Consider the following 26953-nt stretch of genomic DNA (forward strand, 5'->3'; position numbering starts at 1 on the left):
AATAGGGGGTTAGACAAATGGCAAAAATGTATTATGAAAAGGACACAAATTTAGAATTATTAAAGGGGAAGAAAGTTGCTATAGTTGGATATGGTAGCCAAGGACATGCACATGCATTAAATTTACAAGAAAGTGGAGTAGATGTTATTGTAGGTCTTTATAATGGTAGTAAGTCTTGGGAAAGAGCTGAAAAAGCAGGTTTACAAGTAGCTACAGTTGCAGAAGCAACAAAGGCTGCTGATGTTATAATGATTTTATTACCAGATGAAAAGCAAGCACAAGTTTATAAAACAGAAATAGCACCAAACTTAGAAGCAGGAAATGCTTTAGTATTTGCTCATGGATTTAATATTCATTATGGACAAATAGTTCCTCCAGCAGATGTAGATGTATTTATGTGTGCACCTAAGGGACCTGGACATATGGTAAGGAGAACTTATACAGAAGGATCAGGAGTTCCATGTTTAATAGCTGTATACCAAGATGCTACAGGAAACGCTCGTGATTTAGCACTTGCATATTCAAATGGAGTAGGTGGAGCTAGAGCTGGAGTATTAGAAACTACATTTAAAGATGAAACAGAAACAGATTTATTTGGAGAGCAAGCTGTTCTTTGTGGAGGATGTACAGCTCTTATAAAAGCTGGATTTGAAACATTAGTAGAAGCTGGATATGCGCCAGAAAATGCATATTTTGAATGTTTACATGAAATGAAATTAATAGTAGATTTACTATATCAAGGCGGCATGAGTATGATGAGATACTCAATATCAGACACTGCAGAATATGGTGACTACATGGTTGGAGATAGAATAGTAACAGAAGAAACAAAGAAAGAAATGAAAAAGGTTTTAAAGGAAATCCAAGATGGAACATTTGCAAAGAACTGGTTATTAGAAAACCAAGTAGGAAGACCTATGTTTAATGCAAGAAGAAAGATGGAAGCAGAACATCCAATTGAAAAGGTTGGTAAAGAGCTTAGAGAAATGATGAGCTGGATAGACACTAAAAAGCTAGACTAGAATAAGATTGTAAAGCAATCTTAAATGTAGAATGTAGAATTTAGAATGTAGAATTAAGGAAAAAATCCTTCGGATTTTAATTAGAGTGCTTCGCACCCTTTAGATTAAGTTTTGCTTTGCAAAACAACCGTAATTTTTCATTCTTCATTACTCATTCTACATTTTTTTAATTTGTGTTAAAATAATGAAGTAATAAAAATAAATGGAGGGTAAAATGAATATTAAAAGCTTTTTAAAATTAGTGGAAATACAAACAAAAGTAGCAAGTGTGATTCCATACTTATTAGGTACATTTTATGCTTTATACAGATATGATAATTTTAATGCAAAAAATGCAATTATAATGTTTTTATCAATGATAATATTTGATATGACTACAACTGCTATAAATAACTATATGGATTACGCTAAGGCTATAAAAAAAGAAGGATATGGATACGAAACTCATAATGCTATAGTAAGTTATAAGTTAAATCCTAAAATAGTTAGACTAACAATTATTGTTATGTTAGTAGTGGCAACTTTATTAGGATTATTATTAGTTAAGAATACCAATATAATAGTATTGTTAATTGGAGCTATATCATTTGTTATTGGAATTACATATTCTTTTGGACCTATCCCAATTTCAAGGACACCCTTTGGTGAGGTTTTTTCTGGGCTTGCAATGGGATTTATAATAACATTTTTATCAGTATATATTCATGTTTTTGATGCTGAAATATTAAATTTAAATTTTAATAATTTAAGCAGTATAAATATAAATCTTAATATTATAGAATTAATAAATATATTTTTAATAAGTTTATCACCAATAATGGGGATAGCAAACATAATGCTTGCAAACAATATTTGTGATATTGAAGAAGATATAGTAAATAAAAGATATACATTACCTATTTATATAGGAAAAGAAAGAGCTCTAAAGCTATTTGAGTGGTTATATTATATTGGATTTATATCAATTGTAATAGCTATTATAACTAAAGCTTTACCAATTGTTTCTATAGTAACTTTATTAGTATTAAAATTAGTACAAGGAAATATTAATAAATTTAAAAAGCTTCAAACTAAAAAAGATACCTTTGTTTTAGCAGTAAAAAACTTTGTTATTACAAATTTAGTTTATGCTTTAACTATATTAATTGGAGTTGTGTTACAATTTATAATTAACAGTTAATTAGGTGTGCCTATTAATTTTGAAATGACTTTAAACAATGAAAGGTCATAAGAGAAATTATATAGGGGCACTTTTTTATTTTAAGTTGTGGTATTTTATAGTATTTAAGTCCATAAATACATGATAACTGCCAACGGTATAATTTATTTGATAAGAGAGAAAATAAACATAACTTAAGAAAAGGAGGTAGCGAGATGAAAAAATTATTAATAGGTATGTTAATAACTTGCACTTTGGGACTAGTTGCCTGTGGAAAAACCAATACAGAAAACTCATCAACAAATAATAATTCTAATTCTGGAGTTACTGAAGGAACTGATTCAAATAGTGCTAAAACACCAGGAACAGCAGTTGGAAATAATATGGATGAAGCTAAAAAGAATATTGAAAATTTATATACTGAACTTAAAAGCAAGGTGGAAGCTGGAGTAGATAAAATAAAAGCTGATGAATGGGATAAATATAAAACTGAATTTGAGGGTGAAATAAGTAATATTAAGAATACAGTAAAGGATTCTTCACTTAAAAGCACAGTAGATGATATGCAAAATCTTTTTAATGAGTATGATAAAGCTATAAGTGAAAAAGTAGATGTAGCTAAGGAAAAGGTGCAAGAAATAAAAAATAAAATAGAAGATTCATTAAAGTAGTAGTAAATTAAAGGCTATCTTAAAAGAGTAGTTTAAGATGGCCTTTTATTGAGCTATAATTTACTTATTAAGATTATAATAAAGATTAAACTGGGTGATAAAATGAATTACGTTTATATATTAAGATGTTCTGATGATACATTATATACCGGGTGGACAACCTCCTTAGAAAAAAGACTTAAGGCTCATAATGATGGAAAAGGTGCAAAATATACTAAGGCTAGACTTCCAGTAGAAATAGTATATTATGAAAAATTTGAAGATAAAAAGGATGCAATGAAAAGAGAATATGCAATAAAACAATTATCTAGAAAAGAAAAATTAAAATTAATAGAGAATTTTATTGAGAAAGATACAATTTGAATATCATAGAAACTCAGCTTAAGCTGAGTTTTCTCTATAATTATCAATTATATATTATCCATTATTAATTGTAGAAATGTCTAGACCTCTATATGTATAGTTATTAACAGGAGTAAACAAGAGATAATTGAAGAAATATTAAAATAAACTAATAAAATAAGAAAAAATAATTAAATTTGAATTAAAATCGTTGATTTTAAGAAAAAGTATGCTAAAATTAGTGTAGATTTTAAATTGAAGCGCATAAGATAGAATATAAAATAAAAAGGAGGATAGAAGAATAAAAAAGCGCCAGAGCTATTTACTATTTTAGTTAGTAAATAGCTGACGAGGTTGGGGAGTATCGATACTTCGGCGGGTGCCCCACGGTATGCACACTACCGTTAACAGCTAATAAAACTGTGAAGTGATTTGCAGGACAAGATTAGCTTGGTGTTAAAGCCTTCAAAGATAATTTTAAAATCAATAATATACGTAAGTGGAAGGAAGAAAAGAATATGTGCGGAATAGTTGGATTCGTAGGAAAAAAGGGAGCATCTCCAATATTAGTTGAGGGATTATCAAAGCTTGAGTATAGAGGATATGACTCAGCAGGAGTAGCTGTATTAGAAAATGGAGAAATAAAGGTTAGAAAATATAAAGGCCGTTTAAAGAATTTAGAAGATAATTTAAAGCAGAGTCCTTTAACTGGAAATATAGGAATAGGACATACTAGATGGGCAACTCATGGAGAGCCATCAGATATAAACTCACATCCTCATACAAATGGGAACGCAACAATAAGTGTTGTTCATAATGGAATAATAGAAAATTATATGAAGCTAAAGGAATGGCTTAAAACAAAGGGATATGAATTTTATTCAGAAACAGATACAGAAGTTATTCCTAATTTAGTGGATTATTACTATAAGGGTGATTTATTTGATGCTGTTGTAAAAGCAACTTCTAAAATGGAAGGAAGCTATGCTATAGGGGTTATCTGTAAGGATGAACCAGACAAAATAGTAGCAGTAAGAAAAGATAGCCCATTAATAGTTGGACTTGGAGAAAATGAATACTTTATAGCTTCAGATATACCAGCAGTTCTTAACCACACTAGAGAAGTTTATTTATTAGAAGATAAAGAATTTGTAATAATGACTAATGAGGGAATAGAAATTAAAACTGAAGATGGAGAAGTAGTAAATAAAGAAATTTACCATGTTACTTGGGATGTTGATGCAGCTGAAAAGGGTGGATATGAGGACTTTATGTTAAAAGAAATTCATGAACAACCAAAGGCTATAAAAGATACATTAACATCTAGAGTATTAAAGAATTCAAAAGTTCAATTAGATGATATAAATATTACAAAAGAAGAATTAGAGTCCTTTGATAGAGTATTTATAGTAGCTTGTGGAACAGCTTATCATGCAGGATTAGTTGGAAAAACTATAATAGAAAAGTTAGCTAAGATACCAGTTGAAGTCGATATTGCATCAGAGTTTAGATATAGAGATCCATTAATAACAGAAAAATCATTATTAATAGTTGTAAGCCAATCAGGAGAAACAGCAGATACATTAGCAGTTTTAAGAGATGCAAAAAGAATAGGAGCAAAAGTTTTAGCTATAACAAATGTTGTTGGAAGCTCAGCATCAAGAGAAGCACATCATGTGCTTTATACTTGGGCAGGCCCAGAAATAGCAGTTGCATCTACAAAGGCTTATGAAACACAATTAATAGCAATGTATATTTTAGGAATATATTTTGGAGAAGTTAAGGGAACTATCAATAATGAAACAGCAGAAACTCTTAAAGATGAGTTAATGAACTTATCAGAAAAGGTAAATGAAATATTAGTTAAAAAGGATGACTTACAAAAGTTTGCATCTAAAAACTATATGGATAAAGATCTTTTCTTCTTAGGAAGAGGATTAGACTATGCTGTTGCATTAGAAGGATCATTAAAATTAAAAGAAATATCATATATTCACTCAGAAGCATATGCTGGGGGAGAACTTAAGCACGGTCCAATAGCTTTAATAGAGCAAGGAACTCCTGTAATAGCATTACTAACAGAAGATAGATTAAAAGATAAAATGATAAGTAACATTAGAGAAGTAGTTACAAGAGGAGCTAGAGTACTAGCAATAGCAAATGAAGGTGATGAAGATGCTAAGGAAGTTTGTGATGATGTAATTTATATTCCAAGAACAAACTCATTATTAACACCAGCACTGTCAGTAGTTCCACTTCAATTAATATCATATTATATGGCTAAGCAAAAGGGTTGCGATGTAGACAAGCCTCGTAACTTAGCAAAATCAGTTACTGTTGAGTAATATTAGATTTAAGGAGATAAGAATATGAGAGAAGAATTAATTAAAAAATTATTAGAAGAATATAAAGAAACAGAAAAGGCATTAGAGTTAGGAATAGATTGGCTTAATGAAAAGGACTATGCTAAGGGAAAATTAGATTTAGTTAAGGTTATTATAGCGGATTTGGAAAAATTGTCAGATATGACAGCTAACTAAATTAAATAAATTACAACAAAGAAACTATGTATCTTTTGATACATAGTTTTTTGTTATATAAATAAGTAGTGCTGTATTATAAGGTGATTATCGCTTATTTTTTATACTCCTATTCACAAGAAAAGTTTAAAAATTTTTTTAACTAAAATATAAAAATTTTTAAAAATTATTGAAATATGGCATATATTGTTATAATATGTATTTATATTAATAAATATGTAAAATATAGAATGAGTTGGTTTTAATACCAATGTTAAGCAACGTGAAGGACAAGGGGAGTATTTATGGGACAAGAAAACATTAACATTATTAGTACTGGAGTTTATCATCCTGAAAATAAGGTACATAATGATTACTTTATTAATCACTTTAAGGAAATGGGAATTGAAGTAGAAGGATTACTAAAGCATTTACACAGAGAGTATAGATATCTTTCTAATGATGAAAATGAAACTGTAATAACAATGGCATATAAGGCAAGTATTAACGCTTTAAAAGAAGCAAAGTTAAATATAAGAGATATTGATTTACTTATATTTGCAACAGATACGCCAGAATATACATCACCATCAAATGCAGTTAAGGTTCTAGAATTACTAGGTGGAGATGATATTAGAATAAAAATGGCTTATGATACTAATTCTAATTGTTTGGGAATGATAACAGCTTTAGATCAAGCAAGTAGAATACTTATGACTAATAAAAGATTTAAGAGAGCTTTAGTTGTTGGGGGAATTTTATTTAGCTCAGTAGGAAATCCAAAGGATTCAGTTGCATATTCTAATTTTGGTGATGCAGCAGCAGCAGTGGTTTTAGAAAAAGTTGAAGAAAATGAAAAAAGAGGATTTATTGATTCAGTTCATTTAGCTCAAACATCAGAGTGCAATAATATACTTATGCCTAAGGGTGGTTATTCAAGAATAACAAAAAATGGAATAGAAAATGGAGATGAAAATAAGTGGTATTGGAATCCTTTTGATGGAAGTTTCATATCAGATGTATGGGTAAATTTAATTAATGAAATTGCAAAGGATAATGAGATAAATGTAACAGATATAGATCATTTGATATTTTCACAATTTACAATTCCCGATGCTAAGCTTACTTTAGAAAAGTTAGGTATAGATGTAAATAAGACAACCTATATAGGAAATGAGTTTGGATATACAGGGACTACCAGTCCTATAGTAGTACTTGATAGAGCATTAAAAACTGGAAAAGTTAAAAAAGGTGACTATATAACATTATCATCTATGGGGTCAGGATCAGTAGTATCGGTTTTATTATTTAAGCTTTAATAAACAAGTTTAAAATATTTTAATATAAAAGTAAAACTTAAGGGGGAAAATTATTATGAAAAAATACCAAGGTAAAAATTCAAGCTATCAATTTGATGTGGATAATGTAAAGAAGGTTTTTCATGCTCAAGCAGCAGGATTCTTTACTGAAGAAGATGGAGAATCTTTCTTAAAAGATTATAATGAAGCCACTAAGACATTTCCTTCAAAGGATTATGCTTTAGTGATTGATGCTCCAGAATTAAAGCCATCAAGCCCAGAAGTTGCAAAAATGTTAGGGGTATTATTACAAAGATATATGGAAGTTCCTTTTAAGAAAAGATTTTTAGTTACAAAAGGAAATATTATTACTATATCCCAATTTAAAAGATTAGGAAAAGAAATACCAGGTTGGACTGAATCAGTTCAATATGTAGATAATTTTAGTGATGCATTAGAAAGAATATAAGACAATATTTATGGCATAAAATCTCTCATTAATTTTAATAGAGGTTTTATGTATTTTTTATTTTAATAAATTTTCACAATTATATTACATAATTTGTAATTTAATTAATAAGGTGGTAAAATAATCTTAGAACTAAAATATTGATTTATATAGATGGAGAATATGTATGAAGAAAAAATATATAAAAGTTTTAAGGTTTAGTTTATTTTATTCAATTATTATAGAATCAATATTTGTGTTATTAGATATAATTAATAAAAATTTTTTTATTAAGGAAAGTCTTATTAGTTTTATTATTATATTTGTTATTACATTTTTATTTCAAATTATTAAAGTTAAAATTAAGGATAATTAAATATGAAAAGTTTTTAAGGTGCTATATCAAATATAGCATCTTTAGTTTTTTTATAAGAATTATTAAGAATAATCTAATACTATGCAACTATTTTTAAAGTTTTTTAGTCTAATATATGTAACAATAACTTATGCGCATAGGGTTTAGGTTACAGGAGGTTAAATATATGGATTTAATGATAAGAAGAGCACAAAAGGGAGATAAGGAAGCCTTTATAAAACTTATAGAAAAATATACTCAAGATATGTATAAGGTTGCTAAATCTAGGCTTAATTCAGAAGAGGATATTGGTGATGCAATACAGGAAACTATTTTATCTGCCTATAAAAATATATGTGTGCTAAAGAATACAAGCTACTTTAAAACATGGTTAATCAGGATTCTTATAAATAAGTGCAATGACATAATAACAAATAATAAAAAAGTAGTATATGTAGAAGAATACTATGAAGGTTCTATTAACAATGAGATTTTAGAGGATGAAGATAATTTTGAAAATAATATTGCTTTTAGAGAAATACTAAAAAATTTAAGTGAGTCATATAGAACAGTTGTTGTTTTATATTATGTTAATGGATTTAATACAAGGGAAATAAGTGAAATATTAAATGAAAAAGAAGGCACTATTAAGTCAAGACTTAGCAGAGCTAGAGAAAAATTAAAAAATTTTTATCTAGATGATAATAAAAATTTTTCTGAGTTATATTTAGGAGGTAGCGCAAAGTGAAGATTGATATTGATAAAAAAGTGGAAAATGAATTAAAAAGAGATGTAGAAATACCTCAATCTGTTTTGAATAAAATTAATAATGCTTTTAATGAAATTAGAATAGAAGAAAATGAAGTAACGAAATCAATATTTAAATTTAATAAAAAGTTAGTTGTATCTTTTATAGCAATATTTATTATAGGTACAATTATAGTAAATCCAAAGGTTATAGCAGGAATTAATTCTCTATTTAAGGATAAGGGAGTGCAAAAGGCTGCAAATAATGGTTATATTCAAGAAGTTAAAGAAAACGTAGTTAATAATAATGGAATTTCTATTAAGATTGATGATGTAGTGGCAGATCAAACGAAGATAGCTATTTCTTTTACTTTTAAATTTGAAGATGTTGATAAATTGAAGAACGTTGCTGGAATGCAATTAGGGCTAAATGTGAAAGATAATAATGATAGAATTATTTTTGAACATTTAGAAGAAGGTATTCATACTCCATATTATATTGGAATGGAATCTAATATAGATATATCTAACAAAGATAATGGGGAAATAAAATATTATTTAAAAATGTATTCTACAGATGGACAACTAAAAGATGTAAATAGTCTTTCAATAAAAATAGATGAAATTAAATTATACGAAGAGGATATGAGAAACAATAAAAAAATAGAAGGTGAATGGAATTTATCTTTAAATTTAGATGAAAAATTTATAAATGGAGAGAGTTTAAAATATAATCCTATAAACAATAATGATATTGTTAACATTGTTTCTGCAGAAGCATATCCAACTGGGCTGCTTTTGCAGTTTACAATAAATTCAAGTATAGATGAAAATATTATAAATAGAGTATCAATTATTGATGAAAATGGAAATGAATTTGATAGGTTTAATTCTGCTAGAATGAATACTATAAGTAATGGTGGGGTAGAGATTTCAATGATGTTTGATTTAACAACATTTGATAATTTAAATGAATTTAAAATGATTGTTAAAGGTGTAGATAACGAGGATATAGTATTAGATTTTATAAAAGAAGATAAATAGGTAAAATAGGTGTTGCAAATTTTTTTATATTTTGCAGCACCTATTTTGTATTTTAGAAATTTATAAAAGTTATATGAGTGCTTTTTATTTATTATTTTTAAACCAATCTTCAAGACTAGATTTAAGGTCAAAATGAATTCCTAGAATAAATATAATAAAGGTTATAAAATAGTAGTTGAACTGAGGATAAAAACCACCTGAAAATGTAAAAAGAATTAAAATAAAGCTTATGGCAATAAGTATTTTTCCTAGCATTAAAATTACCTCCCTTAGTTTTTATATTAATTATACATTAATTTACTTTTAAAGAAAAATTTATGTGGATAGGTACTATATAAAATTAATTGAAAATAATTATCAATAAATATCTTGACTTCAAGATATTTTAGAGATATAATTATCTTGAAGTCAAGATAATGTAGGTGGATATATGAATGATGTAAATTTAAAATTAGTTATTGCAATGGCAAGAACTTATGACGATTTGTTTTTTCAAATAGAAAAAAATGTTCAAGATTTTGGACTAAATATTAGTGAGTTTGGTGTTTTAGAAATGTTATACCATAAAGGTGATCAGCCAGTACAAAAGGTAGCAGAAAAAATACTTGTTACTAGTGGTACAATCACTTATGTAATAAATAAATTAGAAAAAAAAGATCTTGTTATTCGTAGAAAATGTGATAAAGATAAAAGAGTTTTCTATGTATCATTAACTGAAAAAGGAAAAGAATTTATTGAGGATATATTTCCTAAGCATAAAGATTTTATAGATAACTTATTTAGAGATTTAGATGAAGCAAATAAAATTCAACTTTTAGAAAACTTAATTAAGTTAAGAAAAGTATTAAAATAGTTTATAAGAAAATTAAATATAAATAGAATAAGGGTAATTTATATAAAGAAAAGGAGAGGATTTTAAATGAATAAAAATTTTTTTGATGCAATAAAGGAAAGAAGAAGTATTTATGCTATAAGTAAGGAATCACCAATATCAGATGAAAAAATTGTAAAGATTGTTGAGGAAGTTGTAAAGCACGTACCATCAGCTTTTAATTCTCAAACAACAAGGACTGTTATATTGTTAGGAGAATCTCATAATAAGCTATGGGATATAACTATGGAAGCTTTAAGAAAGGTAGTTCCTGAGAAAGATTTTTCTTCAACTGAAGAAAAAATTAACTCTTTTAAGGCTGGACATGGCACTGTACTGTTCTTTGAGGACTTTGCAGTAGTTGAATCTTTACAAAAACAATTCGAATTATATAAGGATAATTTCCCAGTATGGGCATTACAAACTTCAGGAATGATGCAATTTTCAGTGTGGACTGCTTTTGCAACAGAGGGTATAGGAGCAAGTCTTCAACACTATACTGAATTAATAGATGAACAAGTTAAGAAGGAATTTAATATACCTAACAATTGGAAAATGATATCTCAAATGCCTTTTGGAAAGATTGTAAAAGCTGCAGGAGAAAAGACTTTTAATCCAATAGAAGATATGGTTAAGGTATTAAGATAGGAGAGAATTTATGTTAAGAAAATTAGATCATAGAAATATGGGGAAGAGTGATTTAGGATGGCTAAGAAGTATATTCCATTTCTCTTTTGCAGATTATTTCAATATAGATAATATGAACTTTGGAGTTTTAAGAGTAATAAATGACGATTTAATAGAAGCAGGTACAGGATTTGATTTTCATCCACATAAGGACATGGAAATTGTATCTTATGTTATTAGTGGTGGATTAAGTCATAGTGACACTATGGGACATAAAAACACTGTATATAGAGGAGAAGTTCAATATATGAGTGCTGGTACAGGAGTTTTTCATAGTGAGCAAAACTTAGGCAATGAAACTACAAGATTGCTTCAAATTTGGGTAGTTCCAGATAAGAAGGGGTATAATCCAGCGTATGGGGACTATAGATTTAAAGAAGAAGAAAGAAAAAATAAATGGCTTAATATAGTATCAAGTAAAGATGGAAGTGCACCTATAAAGATTAATCAAGATGCTAACTTCTATGTAGTTGAACTAGATGAGAATAAAGAAATAGATTTTCCAGTAGGAAAAGGAAGACAAGGATATTTAGTTCAAATAGAAGGAAACTCAACTATTAATAATATTGATCTTAATGAAAGAGATGCACTTGAAATTGTTGAGGAAGATATAAAGATTAAGGCTAATAAAAAATCCCATATACTTGTTATTGAAATGAAAAAGGAATTAAAGTGGTAAAGTAGGAGAATTATCTCCTACTTTTTTTTATCTAGTATATGAAATAATTTATAGATAAAATTGAGATTAGTTTATTAGAGATAATATTGTTAAGAGAAAATTTACTATTAGTAATGAGAAAGAGTAGTAGGTAATTTAAGATAGAGATTCTATAGGGAAAAAGAAATAATTAAAGTTAACTTCTTCCTATTAATTGTAAAAAAGAACAATTTAGATAATTAATGTTGTATTAATACACGGAAAGCCATGTATATTATTTACAAAAAATCAATTAAGTGGTATAAGGTTATTAGGAAGGAATGTAAGCAGGAAGCGCTTCTGGAAAGATAGGAGCAAAGACTAACGAAACTTATAGAATTGGATATGCGGTAGGTAAGGCATTAGAAACTGGAACTGGAAGAGTAACAGAGGAACTATATAATATATTATAATAATAACTAATAAAGGGGCTGTTGCGATAGCTCCTTTATATGGTGATAATAGGAGAGAGAATGAGAAAAAAATTTTTTGTTAGTTTAATAGCAATATTAATTTTATTAGTTGGATGTACTTCATTTAAAGATGATGAATATAATCAAGATTATGATTATCAGTATATGTATTTTAGTAGTAATGGATTTCATGATTTATATGAATCAGATAATGGATATTATTATTTATTAAAAAATAATATTTACTATTCTGATAAAGAATCTGATAACTCTATAATTTTATGTAATAAGCCTAACTGTAATCACAATAATGAAGAATGTCATGGATATAGTGGATATTTTCCTGAAATTGCTCCAATTATTTATAATAATAATATATATTATATAAATGAATATTTAAAAGGTCAGGAAAGTTACTTATCTTTATTTAAAGCAGATCTTGATGGGACAAACAAAAAGGAAATTTTATATTTTTCTACTCCAGTTAATGATTTTATAATTCATAGGGGGAAGGTCTATTTTTCGACTATGCCAAATGGTATGGATAGTGGGATAGGAGTATATGCTTATGATCTTAAAAAAGAGAAACTGGAAACTGTTTATGAAGATAATAATAATAAAACTTATATACTTAGTTTGTATGCATATAAAAACAATTTATATTTTGAAGCATCAAAGACAGATGAAAAATATACTTCTTACAATGAAGTATATAATTATAATATAAAAAATAATAAACTTGATAAATTTCCAGTTTATGATGATGGAATTAGTAGACCTGTTGCTTTAAATGATAAATTATATTTCTATAGTTATAATGGTAGTGATGGAATAGAATATATTACTGATTTAGATGGGAATATCATTAAGGAGAATGAAGTTAAAGAAATTAGACAATATTATTCTGACCTTGAGTATATTTATAAGTTATTTGAGGATAAAAATAAATTAGAGATTTATAATACTGAGAATGAGTTATTAAAAGAAGTTTATTTTGAGAACTTTGATTTATCAAAAAATATTGTGAATTTTGCACCAGGTAATGAGAGAGCATTTATTTACTATAAAAGTATAGAAAATCCCAATATTAGTGGTATTAAATATATAGATAAAGAAGAATTATTAAAGGGTTATGGAAAAGTAAAGGATTTATTAGAAGTAGATTATGGATTCAATTAGCATGATAATTTATAAATTAATGCTTTATACTAAGAATTTAGAGAGGGATATATATGTTAAAATATGAATTTAAAAAAGTTTTTAGCAAAATATCAGTAATAATTCTAATAAATTTAGGAATAATATTAAATTTAAGTCTATTTTTAATATCTCAATCAACATTTTCAAAGAACTTTATTTTTAAAGAGTCAGCATATGAGGAGTATTTAGGTAACATAAAAAATGCAGATATAGAAGAAGCAAAATCTATAATAGAAAAAGAAATACAAGAAAAATCAAATTACTATTTATTATTTACAGATTCAAATGAATTTGATGAAAAATTGATAGAAATAAAAAATAATTTAGATGTGAATAGATATAAAAATTCTAAAGAATTAGACGAAGACCTTATTTTACTGAACTATATAAAAGAGAATATAAATTATATAAATTCTTATGATGAGTTTTTAAACAATGTTAAAAGTAATAAAGATAAAATGCTTAAGTTTTCTATTTTTAATAAAAAGGGTAGCTTTTCTTATAATAATATTATAAAAACAGCTAATGATTTTGAAAAAATGGAAGGATTAAATCTTTCTCTCATATATGGGAAAGGTGTTGAAGCTATAATGGAATACAAAATAGTAGATATTATATCTATGGTTTTGGTGTTTTTATTAAGCTTTTATATTTTTCAATATGAAAGGGATAAGGGGCTATTAAATCTTATTAAAGCAAATAAAAATGGTAGAAAGAAAACTATAGTAAGTAAAATTTATCTTCACATAATTACTATTACAATACTTTCTATTATTTTATATGGTGGAATATTTATGCTATCTAAGTTTCTTTTTGGATTTGGAAATTTAAAGGTTCCACTTCAGTCCTTGGAAATTTTTAAAACATCAATATTAAATATTAATTTAGATGGATTTTTAATATTATATTTTATATATAAGATAATTATAAATATTTTTATAGGATTATTTATAGCATATATGTTTACAAAAGTTAAAAATACTATGAAGGTTATTTTATATACAATTGCTATTTTTCTCATTAGTATTATTACTTATAATATACTTCCAGAAATATCCTCTTTAAATTTTTTTAAATATATAAACTTATATTCTTATTTAAATGCTTATAATATTTTAGGGAATTATATAAACATTAGCATTTTTAATAGGGCAATTTCTTTAAAAGAGTTTACTTTAATTAGTTTGGGCGTCTTAATTCCCTTATTTATTTGGATAAATATCCATATTTATATGAATAAAGAAGAAAATAAAAATGACTTTAATAAGAATATTTTAGTAATAAATAGATTTACTGATAAAATTTTTTCAACAGTAAAAATAACTTTTTTTGAAACCTATAAGTTATTTATATTGAACAAAGGGATAATAATTTTATTAATATTATTATTTATAGGCTTGAATAAAATAAAGGATAATTACTATTTTATTGATATAAACAAAGGAGTTTATTTAAATTACATAAATAAATTTAATGGTGAATTAACAGAGGAAAAGGAAAAAGCCATATTAAAAGAAAAGTATACTTTTGATAATTATTCTGAAATTTATTCGGATCTGTCTAAGAAGTTAAAAAATAATGAAATAAGTGAAGAAGAATATAATATTCAAATATTAGAATTAGATGATATATTAAAGAATTACTTAGGATTTAGTATATTTTTTAATCAATATTTAAATATAAAAAATACTGAAGTTAATAATAAATATTTATTAAATGAACTTTCTGCAAGAAATTTATTTTTAAATACTAATACATCTTTAAATTTAGGGATTTTGGCAGCATTAGCTTTAATAATTACGGTTAATAGCATATTTTCGTATGACTATAGAAATAATTCTATAAAACTTATAAGGACAACCTTAAAAGGAAGGAAAGATATCTTTAAAAGTAAGTTTTCCTTAAATATAATTTTATCACTAATAGTAAGTATATTTACTATTTTACCTATATATTTTCAGACTAAGAATATGTTAGGTATTAATTATTTAGAAGCAAATATTAAAAATATTAGTTTTTATCAAAATATAAATCTAAACTTAAATACTTTGCAGTTTTTATTTTTAAACTTGTTATTTAGGGTTATTGGCTTTATTTTAATATCCTTGATTATTATGCTAATCTCAATTTATTTAAAAGATACCATTAAATCAATAATTTTATCAGCTATTATTATTTTATTACCTTTAATAATAGAGTTTAAAGGAATTACAACTTTAAGGTTTTTAAGTTTCAATAATGTATTTTTATCATTTAATAGTTTTTCATTTACAAATGGATGTATAAAAAATTTCATTTATTATAGTTTAAGTTTACTTTTAATAATGCTTATAAGTATTTTTAGTTATAAAAAATATGTAATAACGGAAGGGTAATAATTTATGGAATTAGTAATTAAAAATTTAAATAAAAGCTATGATAAAGGACTTACTTATGCATTAAAGGATTTTAATGTAACCTTGACTAAGGGGATTTATGGATTACTTGGGCCTAATGGAGCCGGAAAGTCAACTTTAATGAATATAATAACTGATAACTTAAAACCAAGTGGTGGTGAGATTTTATATAATGGAAGAAATATAATTGATATTGGAGAAGTTTTTAGAAATATACTTGGATATATGCCTCAGAATCAAGGGATTTATGATGATTTTACAGGAGAAAAATTTTTATGGTATATGTCTGCTTTAAAAGGATTAAGTAAAAAACAAGCAAAAGAAAAAATAGAATATGTACTAGGACTTGTCAATATGGAAGAACATAAACATAAAAAATTAAAAAGTTATTCAGGTGGAATGAAACAAAGAATTTTAATAGCTCAAGCTCTTTTAAATGATCCAGAGGTTTTAATTTTAGATGAACCAACAGCTGGATTAGATCCTAGGGAAAGAATACGAATTAGAAATTTTATAAGTGAAATTTCTTTAGATAAAATAGTTATTATTGCAACTCATGTAGTTTCGGATATTGAATTTATAGCAAAGGAAATTCTTTTAGTTAAAAAAGGGGAAATTATAAAAAAAGATTCTCCAACTAAATTAGTTAAAGAAATTGAAGATAAAACATTTGAAATAGAAATAAAAGATAAGAAAGATATAAAAGAAATAGAAAAGAAGTTCATTATGACAAATTTAACTAATTATAATAATAAAATTTTTGCTAGAATAGTTACTGATAAAAAAATTGAAGGATATGAATACCGTAGTGTTCAACCTTCTTTAGAAGAATTATATTTATACCACTTTAATTAAAAGATTACATGTATTTAGACTGTTACAATTAATAACAATTTAATTAGAAAAGAGTATTAACCATTTAAATTCGTTAATACTCTTATTTAATTTAAAGGGAGTTATATTTAATTTTTTTTAATAAGCACTAAAGGACTTCAAGACTCTATTTTTTATTAAATTATATGATAGTAAAACTTTATAACATATTACTGCTGATAATTAAAATCATTATCTTTTAAAATTAAGAAAAATTTGGTATAGTAAATTTACGCTATATTTCTATATAAAATATTGATTGCATAATAGAAGATAGCAATGCAAATACTTAAAATATTAAAGTGTTTTTATATAAATAATTTTATTAGTAGAAAATTCAAAGGAGGATTAATAAGTATGAGAAGAACAAAAACCATGGATGGAAATACTGCAGCAGCTTATGTCTCTTATGCTTTAACAGAAGTAAGCTCTATTTATCCAATAACACCTTCTTCACCTATGGCTGAGCATGTAGATGAATGGGTTGCAAAGGGAAGAAAAAATATATTTGGTAAGCCTGTAAAGGTAGTTGAAATGCAATCAGAGGCAGGAGCAGCTGGGGCACTTCATGGTACTCTTCAAGCAGGGGCCTTAGGAACAACTTTTACAGCTTCACAAGGTTTATTACTTATGATCCCTAATATGTATAAGATGGTAGGAGAAAGGCTTCCGGCAGTTATACATGTAGCTGCAAGAGCAATTGCAACCTCATCTCTAAGCATATTTGGTGATCACCAAGATGTTATGGCAGCAAGGCAAACAGGGTTTGCAATGCTTTCAGAAGGATCAGTTCAAGAAGTTATGGATTTATCAGCAGTTGCACATTTAACTGCTATTAAGGCAAGGATGCCTTTTGTAAATTTCTTCGATGGATTTAGAATATCTCATGAAATACAAAAAATTGAACTTTTAGAATATGATGAGTTAGCAAAGCTTGTAGATCATGAAGCTTTAGATAATTTTAGAAGAAATGCATTAAATCCAGATCATCCAGTTATAAGAGGAACAGCACAAAATCCAGATGTGTACTTCCAGTTAACTGAATCTTTAAATAAATACTATGAAGATATTCCAGATATAGTTGAAGAATATATGGCAAAAATAACTGAACTTACTGGAAGAGAATATCATTGTTTTGATTATTATGGCGATAAAGATGCAGATAGAATATTAGTAGCTATGGGATCAGTAATGGAAGTTGCTGAAGAAACTATAGACTATTTAAGAAGTAAGGGTGAAAAGGTTGGACTTGTAAAGGTAAGACTTTATAGACCATTCTCAATAGAAAAGCTATTAAAAGTTATACCAAAGAGTGTGAAGAAAATAGCTGTATTAGACAGGACTAAAGAACCTGGATCTATTGGCGAGCCTTTATATTTAGATATAGTTAGAGCTGTTAATGAAATGGAAAATCCACCAAAAGTATATGGTGGTAGATTTGGACTTGGTTCAAAGGATCCATACCCATCAGATATAGCAGCAGTTTTTGATAATTTAAAAGAAGAAAAACCTAAAAACAGATTTACTATAGGAATTGAAGATGATGTTACTTATCTTTCTCTATCTCCTAAGGATGATATAGATGCTACTCCAGAAGGAATAACAGCATGTAAGTTCTGGGGATTAGGTTCAGACGGTACAGTTGGAGCAAATAAAAGTGCTATTAAGATAATAGGAGATCATACAAATATGTATGCTCAAGGATATTTTGCTTATGACTCTAAAAAATCAGGAGGAATTACAGTTTCTCACTTAAGATTTGGTAAAACTCCAATTAAGTCTCATTATGAAATAGATCAAGCAGACTTTGTAGCATGTCATAATCAATCTTATGTTTATAATTATGATATATTAAAAGGTCTTAAGAAAAATGGAGTATTTGTTTTAAATACCATTTGGAATGAAGAAGAATTAAATAAAAGACTTCCAGCTAAGATAAAGAGGTATATAGCAGAAAATAATATACAATTCTATATTATTAATGCAATTAAAATAGCTCAAGAAATAGGTCTTGGTGGAAGAATTAATATGATAATGCAAGCTGCTTTCTTTAAATTAGCAAACATTATTCCTATTGAAGATGCTGTTAAATATTTAAAAGAAGCAGTAGTTACATCCTATGGCAAAAAGGGTGAAAAAGTAGTTAATATGAACTATGAAGCTATTGATAAGGGCTTAGAATCATTAGTTAAAGTAAACCCTGCTAGTGATTGGAAAAATGCAGAAGATGATATGTTAGCAGAAAAGATGAGTGTTCCAAAATTTGTTGAGGAAATTTGTATTCCAATAAACAAATTAGAAGGAAGCAGTTTACCTGTATCAACCTTTGTAGATTTAGGAGTTTCAGACGGTACTTTTATGGCTGGAACTACTGCTTTTGAAAAGAGAGGTATAGCTGTTAACGTTCCTGAATGGCTTCCAGATAAATGCATTCAATGTAATCAATGTTCATTTGTATGTCCTCATGCAGTTATTAGACCATTTTTAGCAACTAATAAAGAAGTTGAAAATGCTCCAGATAGCTATAAGAGTGTAAAAGCAAATGGAGTTAAGGGAAATACGGAATATAATTATACTATAGGTATTACTCCTTTAGATTGTACTGGATGTGGAAACTGTGCTCAAATTTGTCCAGCACCAGGTAAGGCTTTAGTTATGAAACCAATGGATACTCAAAGTGAGCAAATTGAAGCATGGAATTATGCTGTTGAAAAGCTTACTCCAAAAGAAAATCCTATGAGTAAGAATACAGTTAAAGGTAGTCAATTTGAAGAACCATTACTTGAATTCTCAGGAGCTTGTGCAGGATGTGGAGAAACTCCATATGCTAAACTTGTTACTCAATTATTTGGTGATAGAATGATGATTGCAAATGCAACTGGATGTTCATCAATTTGGGCTTCATCAGGTGCTGCTACTGCTTATAGACCAAACCATAATGGTCATGGTCCAGCTTGGGCTAATTCATTATTTGAAGATAATGCAGAGTATGGTCTTGGAATGTTTTTAGGAGTTAAGACTATTAGAGAAAGAATTGCTGACAATATAAGAATAGCTTTAAAAGAAGGTAATATGTCCGAAGAAGCTAAAGTTGTATTACAAGACTGGTTAGATAATGTAGATAATGGAGAAGGAACAAGACAAAGAGCAGAAAACTTAAGAAGAGTTTTAGAAGAAGATAATTCAGAAATAGCAAAGGAAATATTAAAGGATAAGGAGTTCTTTGTTAAGAGATCTCAATGGATATTTGGTGGTGATGGCTGGGCTTATGATATTGGATATGGGGGCTTAGATCATGTATTAGCATCTGGAGAAGATATAAATGTTTTAGTATTTGATACTGAAATTTATTCAAATACTGGTGGTCAATCCTCTAAGTCAACACCAGAAGCAGCAGTTGCTAAGTTCGCTGCAAATGGAAAGAGAACTAAGAAAAAAGATTTAGGTTTAATGGCTATGACATATGGTTATGTATATGTAGCACAAGTTTGTATGGGAGCTAATTTAAATCAAACTCTTAAAGCAATTGCAGAAGCTGAAGCTTATAAGGGACCTTCATTAGTAATAGCTTATGCTACTTGTATATCTCATGGAATTAAGATAGGTATGTCTAATACTCCATATGAAGAAAAGAGAGCTGTTGATTCAGGATATTGGCATCTATATAGATATAATCCAGATTTAAAGATTAATAGTAAGAACCCATTTAATTTAGATTCCAAAGCACCAACTAGTAGCTTAAGAGAATTCTTAATGGGTGAAGTTAGATATGCTTCATTAGCAAAGGCATTCCCAGAACTTGCAGAAGATTTATTTGCAAAAACAGAGCAAGATGCTAAGGAAAGATATGAAAGGTATAAAAATTTAGCAGAAACTCCAATATTATAATAAAACATTAAGAAAATATTAATTTAAAAGCTCAACCTTGAGATTTGTTATTTTATATTGTACAGTTAAATAAATACTGTACAAAGAATAACTTCACTTAGGTTGAGTTTTCTTTTGAGTTTTTTATTTTTGACATAGATTTGATGTTTATATAATAATATTTAATATATAAGTTTTCTATAGTCATTTAACTTAGGAGGTTTTTTATGAAAATATATGAAGCATGTGTTGGAAATTACAATGAAGCAGTTAAAGCAGAAGCTCTAGGAGCACATAGAATAGAATTATGTGATAATCTTCTAGAAGATGGTACTACTCCTAGCTTTGGAACTATAAAAAAGACAATTAACACTCTTAAAATTCCAGTTATGGTCATTATAAGACCAAGAGGTGGGAGCTTTGAATATTCAAAAGAAGAAACAGAAATTATGTTAGAAGACATAAAAATGTGTAAAGAACTAGGAGCTTATGGAGTTGTAATTGGAGCTTTAAAAGGAAAGAAAATAGATTTAGAATTAACTAAAAAATTAGTGGAAGAAGCTAAACCTATGAAAATAACCTTCCATATGGCTTTTGACAGTATAGAAAATAAAAATGAGGCTATTGATGAATTAGTGGACCTTGGAGTAGATAGAATACTTACTAAAGGTGGAATGGAAAATGCATTAATAGGAAGAGAAGCTCTTAAAAAATTAGTTAATTATGCTAATGATAGAATAATTATTATGCCTGGTAAAGGTGTAAATAAGCAAAATAGAGAGTTTATATTAGAATATACTGGTGCTAATGAAATTCATGGTACAAGAGTAGTCTAATATTTATAGTATAAAAACTGAAAAAGGCTGTTTTTACAGTCTTTTTTTATTTTTAAGATACAAAATAAAACATAAATGCTAAAATAAATATAAAGTAGATATTATTTAATGGTTTTATGAGGATAAGATATGAGAGAAGTATTGTATGTGGTTATACCATGCTATAACGAAGAAGAGGTTTTAATAGAAATAAATAAAAGACTTTTAGAAAAAATAAATAAAATGATATATGATGAACAAATATCTGAAAAAAGCAAAATATTATTTGTTGATGATGGATCTGAAGATGAAACTTGGGATATAATTAAAAGTCTACATAATGGAAATAGTAAAGTATTAGGATTAAGTTTATCAAGAAATATAGGGAAACAAAATGCATTGTTTGCAGGGTTAATGACAGCTAAAGAAAAAGCAGACATGGTTATTTCCTTAGATGCTGACATGCAAGATGATATAAATATTATTGAGGAATTTGTTAAGGAATATTACTTAGGTAATGATATAGTATATGGAGTTAGAAATTTAAGAAAAAAAGATAGCTTTTTTAAAAGAACAACGGCTTTAAGCTTTTACAAAGTTATGAATAAGCTAGGAGTAGAAATTATCTATAATCATGCAGATTATAGGCTAATGAGTAAAAGAGCATTAAATACTTTAAGTGAGTTCAAGGAAGTAAATTTATTTTTAAGAGGACTAGTTCCCCTAATGGGCTACAAAAATTCTGTTATTAAATATGAAAGGCATGAACGTTTTTCTGGAGAGTCTAAGTATCCATTGAAGAAGATGATTGGATTTGCAATAGATGGGATAACTTCTTTTAGTATTAAGCCTATAAGAATAATTTCTACTTTAGGATTCCTTCTTTTCTTCATAAGTTTAATTGCGTTAATATACTCGTTAGTAGTAAAATTTCTAGGAAAAGCTGAAATAGGATGGACATCAATTGTAATTTCAATTTGGATGATAGGTGGAATCCAATTACTTTCTTTAGGTGTAATAGGAGAATATATAGGTAAAATATATAATGAAACTAAAGCTAGACCAAGGTATATAATTAAAGAAAAGTTAATAGTGAATGAGGAAGTAAATGAACTTTATAGATAAAATAAAAAATATATTTTTCAGTTATATTATTAAAAATATTTACGTTCAAAAATTAATTATGAAATATCATATTTCTCTAAAAAATATAAATAATAAGTGGTAGAAATATGATATTTCTTAACATATGCTAAATTATTTTATTTAGTGTATCCTTTAAAGATAATCTAGTATTCCCATCTCTTCCTAAAAGAGTTTCATTACATAATAAAGAAGTCATAATTGCATCTTCACATGCTTCAATTGAAGCTCTAAAAACTGTATCTATTTTATTTTCGTGAATTTCTTTTACGTTAATTATATCAGCTTCTGAGTAGTGAGGAATTACATTTGCAGTAGAAAAACCAATTACAATATCGCCACTACCATTTCCTAAGTGAGATCCAAGCCTAGATAAAGAAACACTCATTCTTTTACAAATTCTCTTTAATTGGCGTGATGATAGGGGGATATCTGTAGCAAGTATAATCATGATGCTTCCTTTTTCTAAATCTTCATCCTCTATATCAGCAAAACTAATATTATCAAAGATAAAATCTTTTTTTAGTCCAAAGTTACTTAAAACTAAAACACCTACAGTATATTCTTGCCTATCTAACTCAATAATACGAGAAGCAGAGCCTATCCCACCTTTCATTTGAAAACATGACATTCCTCTACCTGCGCCAACACTTCCAAGATCAAAATCTGTAGATGCATTTTCAATAGCTTCATAAACATCTTCTTCTTTAATAGCACAAGCGCGGATATCATTAAGATAACCATCATTACATTCTCCTACAACAACATTAATAGTTCCTGTTTCCTTACCTATATCTAAGTTATCTTTTAGCATATGCTTTACAATAGATTGTTGTACGGTACCAACATTTAGAGTATTTGTAAGACCTATAATACTTTCTAAAGTTCCTAGTTCTTCTATTTGAACTAAACCACTTGTCTTACCAAACCCATTTATTATATAAGATGAAGCAACATATTTATTTTTGAATATGTTATCTTCACTTGGAATGATTACTGTTACTCCAGTATGAATATCACCATTATCTATAGTTTTATGTCCTACTTTTATTCCTTTAACATCAGTTATTTTATTTAATTTTCCTTTTTTCATATGTAAACACCTCTTCATACCATGATTTTGTTTTAAATGATATTATATAATTATTTTTATATAGTATAGTATACTAAAAATTAGTGGAAATTCCTTTAAATAATATTACATAAGTTTATTGGAATAAGTTTATTATAATATTTTAAAAAATTATTAACATGTAATAAAAGTAATGTTTTTATATTCAGGTGATGTTAATATATTAGTGTAGTAACATTAACTATGAAAAGGATGATTATATGCTAAAAAGGGTTGGTAAAAAGTTTTTAAGAGAAAAGTTAATAAATGAGGATATATTAGAAGCCATACAAAGAAATATGATGCCTATGAATGAGTTAATGGCTTATTATCGTTGTGCAATTATGGAAGTTGAAACAAAATTTAATGTATTAAATGAAGAGTTCTCATTACAATATGATAGAAATCCTATAGAAAATATAAAGTCCAGATTAAAATCTACTGATGGGATTATAAGAAAGCTTAATAGAAAAGAACTACCTTTTTCATTAGAAGCAATACAAGAGAATATAAATGATGTAGCAGGGGTAAGGGTAATTTGTTCATTTCCTGAAGATATTTACATGTTAGCAGAATGTTTGCTAAGCCAAGATGATATTAAATTAATTGAAAAAAAAGATTATATAAAAAATCCTAAAGAAAGCGGTTATAGAAGTTTACATTTAATTATAGAAGTGCCAATTTTCCTAAAGAATGAAAAGAAAAGGATGAAGGTAGAGGTACAACTTAGAACAATAGCAATGGATTTTTGGGCAAGCTTAGAACATAAATTAAGATATAAGAAAAATATCGATCCAGATGAGGCTGAAGTAATAAGTAAGGAATTAATTGAATGTTCAGAGATTAGTGCAGCTTTGGATAAGCGCATGGAGGATATAAGAAATAGAATTGAAAAAAAGCTATAAAATAGTTTTAAGTGTTTTAGAGAGGCCATTTATACAAATAGCCTCTCTTTATTTTTAGAAATTATTAATAAATCTTAATAATTTTATTACTTACAAATTAAATATTTTTTTCTAGAATTATTGGAAATAAGTATTTGGAGTGATAATTAATGTTTATGTTAGAGTATATTAAAAATCCAAGATTAGTAGGAGCTATAGCATGAAGTAGCTGATATTTAGCAAGTGAAATGATAAATACCATAAACTTTGAAGATACTAATTTTATAGTTTTAAGGTGTAAAGGAGGCAATGATGAGTAAGAAAATATTAATTGCAGATGATGACAATGAAATAAGAGATTTAGTTGAAATATATTTACAGACAGAGGGGTTTTATATAGACAAAGTATCAAATGGAGAAGAAGTATTAGAAGCAATAAGCAAAAAAGATTATGATTTAGTGATATTAGATATCATGATGCCTAAAATGGATGGAACAACAGCATTAATAAATATAAGAAAAGAGTATACTATGCCAGTTATATTTTTGACTGCAAAAAGTGAAGAAATTGATATGGTTAAAGGACTTACTTTAGGTGCAGATGACTATATTCAAAAGCCATTTAGTTCCATGGAACTTATTGCTAGGGTAAAGGCACAGTTAAGAAGATATACAGTTTTTAATAATAGTAATAAAAGTATTATTAAAATAGAAGATCTAGAGATTAATACAGATATGCATAGAGTTACAGTAGCAGGAGAAGAAAAAAATCTTACTCCAACAGAATATAAAATTTTAGAACTTCTTGCAAGGAATAGAAATATTGTTTTTAGTGTTGATAAGATTTATGAATCTATATGGAGAGATAAATATTCTGTTTCAGATACATCTATAATGGTTCATATAACTAAACTTAGACAAAAGATAGAAGAGGACCCTAAGAATCCAGAATATATAAAAACAGTATGGGGAGTAGGGTACAAAATATGATTAGTATAAGGAAAATTAAATACAATTTAATTTTAGGTGCTCTATTTGGGTTTATTCTAGCACAAATGATTATGGTAGAGGGATATGCTGTATTAGTAGCAAAACAGCAAAATACTGGAGTAATAAATATTAATTTATTTAATATTGATGATACAGATTTTAAGATATTTGCAATAGTTATATTTATAATAACCATATTACTGTTTAATACAAAACCATTTAGAAAAATTAATTTTGAAAAGCTTAGTATTTACTTAATTTTAGTAGTATTGATATCAATTATAATGGCTATTGAAGGTTTATTATTTATAAGTGTAATTGGATTGAAAGTATTTCCGCAAATTAAAAAATATGTAGGAATAGACTATTTTTTTTCAATTAACTTATTTTACTTGATTTGTATTATAGGGATATCTATATTCTTAATAGTATTTTTATTTCTTGTAAATAGAAAAGTAAAGTATATTAAGCTTATAACGAAAGAAGTTAAGATAATTAAAGATGAAGGGTTTGGAAAAACAATTAAAGTAAAAGGTGGAGATGAACTGGCAGACCTTTGTAAAAGTATAAATAGTATGTCCTTAGAATTAGGGGAAAAAATAGAAAATGAAAAAAGAATAGAAAATAATAAAAATGAGTTAATAACAAATATATCCCATGATTTAAAAACTCCTTTAACTTCTATAGTAGGATATTTAGAGCTTCTAAATAGAAAAGATATTGATGAAAATCTTAGAGATGAATATATTAGCATTGCTTATAATAAGAGTTTAAGGCTTAAATCATTAGTAAATGAATTGTTTGAATATACAAAACTAACAGGTAACGACATTAAACTTGAAAAAACTAGAGTTAATATAGCAATGTTATTGAGTCAAGCAGTAGGGGAGAGTATTATAAGCTTTGATGAAAAAAACATAGAGGTCAAATTAAAAAATCAATACGAAGAAGTTTTTTGTGATATTGATGCTGTTCAAATATTGAGAGTGTTTGAAAATCTTATAAAAAATGCAGAAAAATATAGTGATTATAATTCTGAATTTAAGGTTGAATTAAATGTTGTTAATAGTAAAGTAGTAATTTCATTTATTAATAAGTGTGAAAAGTTAGAAGAAAAAGATTTAGATAGGTTTTTTGAAAGATTTTATAGAGAAGATAAATCAAGAAATAAAGAAGGAACAGGTTTAGGATTAGCCATAGTGAAAAGAATAATTGATTTGCATGAAGGTGACATAAAGGTAGAAAAAATAAGTGATTATATAAAATTTGATGTTATACTAAAAGAAGCATAGCTAAGAAAGCTATGCTTCTTTAGTTTTAAAGTATCATAACAAGATGACTTGGAGCCCATGCGACGGAGCAAGGAATATAATGTTTATCTCTTTATTTATTAAGAAAAAT

The 26953-nt window shown here is 27.0% G+C and carries 25 protein-coding genes; 23 read left to right on the top strand and 2 right to left on the bottom strand.

What is annotated here, in order from left to right; all coding sequences use genetic code 11:
• Nucleotides 1-17: 17 nt before the first annotated feature.
• The 11 genes from ilvC to BN6774_RS03240 all read left to right on the top strand — a co-directional run bounded on the left by ilvC (nucleotide 18) and on the right by BN6774_RS03240 (nucleotide 9605).
• Nucleotides 18-1022 (top strand): ketol-acid reductoisomerase, encoded by a 1005-nt coding sequence (gene ilvC / locus BN6774_RS03195; protein ID WP_066889970.1) that lies wholly within the window; start codon nucleotides 18-20, stop codon nucleotides 1020-1022.
• Nucleotides 1023-1236: 214 nt separating this feature from the next.
• Complete coding sequence (menA, locus tag BN6774_RS03200) at nucleotides 1237-2202, top strand: 1,4-dihydroxy-2-naphthoate polyprenyltransferase (protein ID WP_066889972.1); 966 nt, start codon at nucleotides 1237-1239, stop codon at nucleotides 2200-2202.
• A 194-nt stretch (nucleotides 2203-2396) separates the two neighbouring features.
• Entirely contained in the window at nucleotides 2397-2852 is a 456-nt protein-coding gene (locus tag BN6774_RS03205; RefSeq protein WP_066889974.1) for a hypothetical protein, read from the top strand.
• Between the two features lie 102 nt (nucleotides 2853-2954).
• The gene (locus tag BN6774_RS03210; protein WP_066889976.1) at nucleotides 2955-3215 is read left to right on the top strand and encodes a GIY-YIG nuclease family protein; all 261 of its coding nucleotides are present in this window, start codon (nucleotides 2955-2957) and stop codon (nucleotides 3213-3215) included.
• Nucleotides 3216-3712: 497 nt separating this feature from the next.
• Nucleotides 3713-5539, top strand: coding sequence for a glutamine--fructose-6-phosphate transaminase (isomerizing) (gene glmS, locus BN6774_RS03215; RefSeq protein WP_066889977.1), 1827 nt, complete (start codon nucleotides 3713-3715; stop codon nucleotides 5537-5539).
• Nucleotides 5540-5563: 24 nt separating this feature from the next.
• On the top strand, nucleotides 5564-5734 hold the full coding sequence (locus BN6774_RS18605; protein ID WP_167349595.1) for a hypothetical protein: 171 nt from the start codon (nucleotides 5564-5566) through the stop codon (nucleotides 5732-5734).
• Nucleotides 5735-6018: 284 nt separating this feature from the next.
• Nucleotides 6019-7032, top strand: a complete 1014-nt coding sequence (locus BN6774_RS03220) for a ketoacyl-ACP synthase III (protein ID WP_066889980.1) — start codon at nucleotides 6019-6021, stop codon at nucleotides 7030-7032.
• 55 nt (nucleotides 7033-7087) lie between these two features.
• On the top strand, nucleotides 7088-7480 hold the full coding sequence (locus BN6774_RS03225) for a hypothetical protein (RefSeq protein WP_066889982.1): 393 nt from the start codon (nucleotides 7088-7090) through the stop codon (nucleotides 7478-7480).
• A 166-nt stretch (nucleotides 7481-7646) separates the two neighbouring features.
• A complete protein-coding gene (locus BN6774_RS03230; RefSeq protein ID WP_066889984.1) occupies nucleotides 7647-7835 on the top strand; it encodes a hypothetical protein in 189 nt (62 codons plus the stop codon).
• Nucleotides 7836-8001: 166 nt separating this feature from the next.
• Nucleotides 8002-8562: an RNA polymerase sigma factor gene (locus tag BN6774_RS03235; RefSeq protein WP_066889987.1), complete on the top strand. Its 561-nt coding sequence runs from the start codon at nucleotides 8002-8004 to the stop codon at nucleotides 8560-8562.
• Entirely contained in the window at nucleotides 8559-9605 is a 1047-nt protein-coding gene (locus tag BN6774_RS03240; RefSeq protein ID WP_066889990.1) for a DUF4179 domain-containing protein, read from the top strand. The genes BN6774_RS03235 and BN6774_RS03240 overlap by 4 nt, the downstream gene beginning before the upstream one ends.
• A gap of 84 nt (nucleotides 9606-9689) precedes the next feature.
• Here BN6774_RS03240 and BN6774_RS18460 read toward each other — a convergent pair whose 3' ends face one another.
• Nucleotides 9690-9860 (bottom strand): hypothetical protein, encoded by a 171-nt coding sequence (locus tag BN6774_RS18460; protein WP_159426810.1) that lies wholly within the window; start codon nucleotides 9858-9860, stop codon nucleotides 9690-9692.
• A gap of 175 nt (nucleotides 9861-10035) precedes the next feature.
• Here BN6774_RS18460 and BN6774_RS03245 point away from each other — a divergent pair, with 175 nt between their 5' ends.
• The 9 genes from BN6774_RS03245 (at nucleotide 10036) to BN6774_RS03285 (ending at nucleotide 22549) form a co-directional block, all read left to right on the top strand.
• Nucleotides 10036-10458, top strand: coding sequence for a MarR family winged helix-turn-helix transcriptional regulator (locus BN6774_RS03245; RefSeq protein WP_066889992.1), 423 nt, complete (start codon nucleotides 10036-10038; stop codon nucleotides 10456-10458).
• A gap of 66 nt (nucleotides 10459-10524) precedes the next feature.
• On the top strand, nucleotides 10525-11124 hold the full coding sequence (locus BN6774_RS03250; RefSeq protein ID WP_066889994.1) for a nitroreductase family protein: 600 nt from the start codon (nucleotides 10525-10527) through the stop codon (nucleotides 11122-11124).
• Between the two features lie 10 nt (nucleotides 11125-11134).
• Nucleotides 11135-11842: a pirin family protein gene (locus tag BN6774_RS03255; RefSeq protein WP_066889996.1), complete on the top strand. Its 708-nt coding sequence runs from the start codon at nucleotides 11135-11137 to the stop codon at nucleotides 11840-11842.
• Nucleotides 11843-12333: 491 nt separating this feature from the next.
• Nucleotides 12334-13452, top strand: a complete 1119-nt coding sequence (locus BN6774_RS03260) for a hypothetical protein (RefSeq protein ID WP_066889998.1) — start codon at nucleotides 12334-12336, stop codon at nucleotides 13450-13452.
• Between the two features lie 53 nt (nucleotides 13453-13505).
• The gene (locus BN6774_RS03265; protein ID WP_066890001.1) at nucleotides 13506-15848 is read left to right on the top strand and encodes a hypothetical protein; all 2343 of its coding nucleotides are present in this window, start codon (nucleotides 13506-13508) and stop codon (nucleotides 15846-15848) included.
• Nucleotides 15849-15854: 6 nt separating this feature from the next.
• Nucleotides 15855-16724 carry an ABC transporter ATP-binding protein gene (locus tag BN6774_RS03270; RefSeq protein WP_066890003.1) on the top strand — a complete coding sequence of 290 codons (870 nt, stop codon included), beginning with the start codon at nucleotides 15855-15857 and terminating at the stop codon, nucleotides 16722-16724.
• A gap of 375 nt (nucleotides 16725-17099) precedes the next feature.
• Nucleotides 17100-20630 carry a pyruvate:ferredoxin (flavodoxin) oxidoreductase gene (gene nifJ, locus BN6774_RS03275; RefSeq protein ID WP_066890005.1) on the top strand — a complete coding sequence of 1177 codons (3531 nt, stop codon included), beginning with the start codon at nucleotides 17100-17102 and terminating at the stop codon, nucleotides 20628-20630.
• A gap of 206 nt (nucleotides 20631-20836) precedes the next feature.
• On the top strand, nucleotides 20837-21445 hold the full coding sequence (locus BN6774_RS03280; RefSeq protein WP_066890008.1) for a copper homeostasis protein CutC: 609 nt from the start codon (nucleotides 20837-20839) through the stop codon (nucleotides 21443-21445).
• Nucleotides 21446-21574: 129 nt separating this feature from the next.
• Nucleotides 21575-22549, top strand: coding sequence for a glycosyltransferase family 2 protein (locus BN6774_RS03285; RefSeq protein ID WP_066890010.1), 975 nt, complete (start codon nucleotides 21575-21577; stop codon nucleotides 22547-22549).
• Between the two features lie 127 nt (nucleotides 22550-22676).
• Here BN6774_RS03285 and BN6774_RS03290 read toward each other — a convergent pair whose 3' ends face one another.
• Nucleotides 22677-23660, bottom strand: coding sequence for a DmpA family aminopeptidase (locus BN6774_RS03290; RefSeq protein ID WP_066890012.1), 984 nt, complete (start codon nucleotides 23658-23660; stop codon nucleotides 22677-22679).
• 239 nt (nucleotides 23661-23899) lie between these two features.
• On the opposite strand from BN6774_RS03290, the gene BN6774_RS03295 reads away from it, so the two are divergent.
• The 3 genes from BN6774_RS03295 to BN6774_RS03305 all read left to right on the top strand — a co-directional run bounded on the left by BN6774_RS03295 (nucleotide 23900) and on the right by BN6774_RS03305 (nucleotide 26844).
• Nucleotides 23900-24583 carry a GTP pyrophosphokinase gene (locus tag BN6774_RS03295; protein ID WP_066890014.1) on the top strand — a complete coding sequence of 228 codons (684 nt, stop codon included), beginning with the start codon at nucleotides 23900-23902 and terminating at the stop codon, nucleotides 24581-24583.
• 291 nt (nucleotides 24584-24874) lie between these two features.
• A complete protein-coding gene (locus BN6774_RS03300; RefSeq protein ID WP_066890016.1) occupies nucleotides 24875-25552 on the top strand; it encodes a response regulator transcription factor in 678 nt (225 codons plus the stop codon).
• Nucleotides 25549-26844 carry a HAMP domain-containing sensor histidine kinase gene (locus BN6774_RS03305; protein WP_066890018.1) on the top strand — a complete coding sequence of 432 codons (1296 nt, stop codon included), beginning with the start codon at nucleotides 25549-25551 and terminating at the stop codon, nucleotides 26842-26844. Before BN6774_RS03300 ends, BN6774_RS03305 begins: the two co-directional genes overlap by 4 nt.
• Nucleotides 26845-26953 lie beyond the last annotated feature (109 nt).

It is taken from the genome of Clostridium nigeriense (genome assembly GCF_900086595.1).
In the GTDB taxonomy this organism is placed as follows: domain Bacteria; phylum Bacillota; class Clostridia; order Clostridiales; family Clostridiaceae; genus Clostridium; species Clostridium nigeriense.